The organism is Actinophytocola sp., assembly GCF_036402745.1.
In the GTDB taxonomy this organism is placed as follows: Bacteria; Actinomycetota; Actinomycetes; order Mycobacteriales; family Pseudonocardiaceae; genus Actinophytocola.
In genome coordinates this window covers 1-3,272 of the sequence record NZ_DASWSJ010000061.1, presented here as the reverse complement: position 1 = coordinate 3,272, position 3,272 = coordinate 1, and the positions used below count along the sequence as shown (strand labels likewise).

At 67.7% G+C, this 3,272-nt stretch carries 2 protein-coding genes; both read right to left on the bottom strand.

Going from position 1 to position 3,272, the window contains the following annotated elements; all coding sequences use genetic code 11:
* Positions 1-930 precede the first annotated feature (930 nt).
* Entirely contained in the window at positions 931-1,884 is a 954-nt protein-coding gene (locus VGD70_RS06425; protein WP_331079099.1) for an SDR family NAD(P)-dependent oxidoreductase, read from the bottom strand.
* Positions 1,885-2,473: 589 nt separating this feature from the next.
* A partial coding sequence (locus tag VGD70_RS06420; RefSeq protein ID WP_331079097.1) for a sensor histidine kinase occupies positions 2,474-3,272 on the bottom strand: 799 nt, incomplete at its 5' end.

The following is a 3,272-nucleotide window of genomic DNA, read 5'->3' as shown; positions in this document are numbered from 1 at the left end:
CGCGCTGATGACCCTGGCTGTGGGGTCGGCGGGCATCGGCGGACCAGCAACGCTACGCTCGGGGTGGGATCCTTGGAAGATCTACGTGGCACCTCGGGCTGTTGGCCGCGCGGGTCGAGATCGCCGCGCGCTCGCCTGCATTGCGGCCCAGAGTTCTCGGAAGTTGGGGTATTGAGCCTCCGGAATTGCCCATAGAGCGTTCCGAATACCAACGCCAGCACCATAGTTGTCGGCTTCGATAAGGATTTGCCACTTAGCTGCCGGGAAAGTCAAATCCGAAAGGACAGCTGCGACATCGAGGTAGCCCACTGAGGCCGGGGGGGTTCTTGAACGGTCTCGCCGACGAGGGCGGCTTACCCTACTCGTATTTGCACTCTCTTGCATTCAAATCTCCATCTTTACCACACGCCAATGAGGTTCGACGAGCTTGGGTGAAATATCTCCAACACAACATCGACGATGATTACGGCCGCGTCCGCGGTACTCATGGTCCATCCGCGGACGGGTAGCTCTCAGCGGCGTAGGTGGCCCATCCGCTGTTTCTTGGTGGTCAGGTAGGGGCGTTGTACGAGTTCGCGGTAGGCGGGTTCGCCTCGGAAGACGAAGGTGTTCTCGCCGTTGCCGCGGTCCATGCCGAACTTGGTGGCCAGCTGTACCTGGTCGCGCCGGTCCGCGATCGCGCGCCCGAACGAGCGCCTCGTTGTGCCCAGCGCCGCAGACGTCGGCGGTGTCGATGAACGTCACGCCGAGGTCGATCGCACGGCGAAATGGTGATCACCGAGGAATCGCGGTCCGAGGTCGGTGGCCCTCGCTCATTCCCATGCGGCCCAGACCTTGCGCTGACAGCGTGAGTTCGGTGAGGTTGGTTTGTTGCATTGCGGACTCCTGTTCATGGCGGTATCGGTACCGGGCGGGCGGTGGTTGGTGGGGTCAGCGGTGCAGGAGCCGGGTCGTTTCGTCCCAGAGGCTGTCGGCCTCGTTTTGATCGAGGGCATAGGGGGCGACTCCGCTGCTGCCATAATCACGCGCCTCGGTGACGACGGCCTCGTTGCAGTCCTCGAAGTAGCGCCCGGTGACCCCTTGGACGTGGGGGGACGCGGCGAGCAGGACGGAGGTGGCCGCACCCTGCTGTGGGGTTTTCCAGCCCGGGGGGACATCCATGGCGCGGCCGCGCTCGTCGAGCGCCCCGACGGAGCGCAGTGTTGCTTGGTCGAAGTGGCGCTGGATGTTGGTCATGATGCCGCCGGGGTGCAGCGCGTTGGCGGTGATGGCGTCGGCGGCCCATCTCTTGGCTATGGCGACGGTGAACAGGATGGTCGCCGTCTTCGACTGGGCGTAGGCGAGCATCGGATCGTATGGCCGGGAGGTGAAGTGGATGTCGTCGAAGACGACCGGCGACTGGGCCGACGAGCTGACGACGACGACCCGGGCGCCCTGCGCGGCGGCGAGCGCGTCGTGCAGGCCCAGGGCTAGGGCCGCGTGGCCGAGGTGGTTTGCGGCGAACTGCGCCTCCCAGCCCTGCGGGGTGGTGGTGCGCTCGGGCAGGGCCAGGACCCCGGCGTTGTTGACCAGGATGTGCAGGGGCCGCGTCCAGTCGGCGGTGAAGGCGTCGATGGTGGAGCGGTCGGTCAGGTCGAGGCGCGCGACACCGACGTCGTCGCGCCCCGTGCTGGCCTGGATATCGGCGGCGGCGCGCTGGCCGGTGTCGGTGTTGCGCACGGCCAGGGTCACTTGGGCGCCGGCGGTGGCCAGCGCGCGGGCGGTCTCTAGTCCGATCCCGGAAGCGCCGCCGGTCACGATGGCGCGCTTGCCGGTCAGGTCGACACCGGCGATCACCTCGGCGGCGCTCGACCGAGCATTGAAGGGGGTTGTGATGCGGGGCATTGCTGGTACTCCCTAGGTAGGTAGGTAGGTAGGTAGGTACATAGGCGGAGCGTGGTTGCCGGCCCGGTGTGGGGGTCAGCCGCTCGTTCGGCAGATCAGCCGCACGGCGCGCCGGACCCGGTCGCGGAACTCGGCCCGCGTGGTCACGGTCTGCTTCCAGGTCACGGCGGCGAAAGACGCCATTTCCGTCCCAGGCCGGTACCCGCACCCGTAATCGCAGCTGTGAGTTGGTTCGATTCCACAGCATTTGTCATGATCGGACTCCCTAGCGAAATGATCCTGCGCCCGGTGAGGTCCACCGGCGCCTTTTCTTTGTGTTCATGATCGACGGGTTAGGTTGCGGCGGGCCGCGGATTGGCCCTTTGGCAAAATGTGGTCGGAATTTGGTCGCGTCCCCGCCGGGCAGCCGCCACCCTCGCCCGGGCCTTTTCGCCTCGTCGGCGCGGTTGCGGGGCTTCCTGTGTTCTGGGGTCGGTCCTGTGGCGGTCGCGGTGTGGTCGCTCCGCTCGCCACTCGCAGAGGAACCGAATCGGGCGTCGCCGCTCTTCGACCGGCCGACACACCGTCCTCGCGCAGGATATGAGGCCGATCAGCCAGGCTGGACTGGAAGGGTGGCCCTGATCAGCGTGCCGTCGCCAGCGGGGCTTCGGACGTCGAGCGACCCGCCCAGGGCTTCCATGCGGTCTCGCAGGCCTGTCAAGCCCGACCCTCGGCCCGGGTCGGCCCCGCCGACCCCATCGTCGCCCACCGAGAAATGCAGCACGCCGTCGCGCTCCCGCGCGGTGATGCTCACGTGCGACGCGCGGGCGTACTTTGCCGCGTTGGTCAACGCCTCGGACACAACGTAGTAGGCCGCCACCTCGACTGGCTCGGGGAACCGGGCCTCGGTCGGGGCGTCGAGTTCGACGGGGATCGGCGTGCGGCGGGCCAGCGTTCGCAGGGCTGGGCCGAGCCCGCCCTGCGACAGAATCGCTGGGTGGATCCCGCGGCATAACTGCCGCAGTCCGTCGAGCACGTCGTTGAGCTCATCGGCGACCCGGGCTATGGCGTCTCGCAGCTCGGGGAAGGCCGCTGGGACGGAGTCGTGCACGAGGCGCAGCTCGAGTCCCAGCGAGACGAGCCGCTGTTGGGCCCCGTCGTGCAGATCCCGCTCGATGCGCCGGCGGGCAAGGTCCGACGCGGCGACGACCCGAGCCCGAGAGGCGGCAAGCTCGGTCCGGCCCTCGTCGTTCCCGAAGGTGTCCAGCTCGATGGTGGAGCGGTCGGTCAGGTCGAGGTGCGTGACACCGACGTCGTCGCGTCCGGTGGTGGCCTGGATATTGGCGGCGGCGCGTTGTCCGGTGTCGGTGTTGCGCACGGCCAGGGTCACTTGGGCGCCGGCGGTGGCC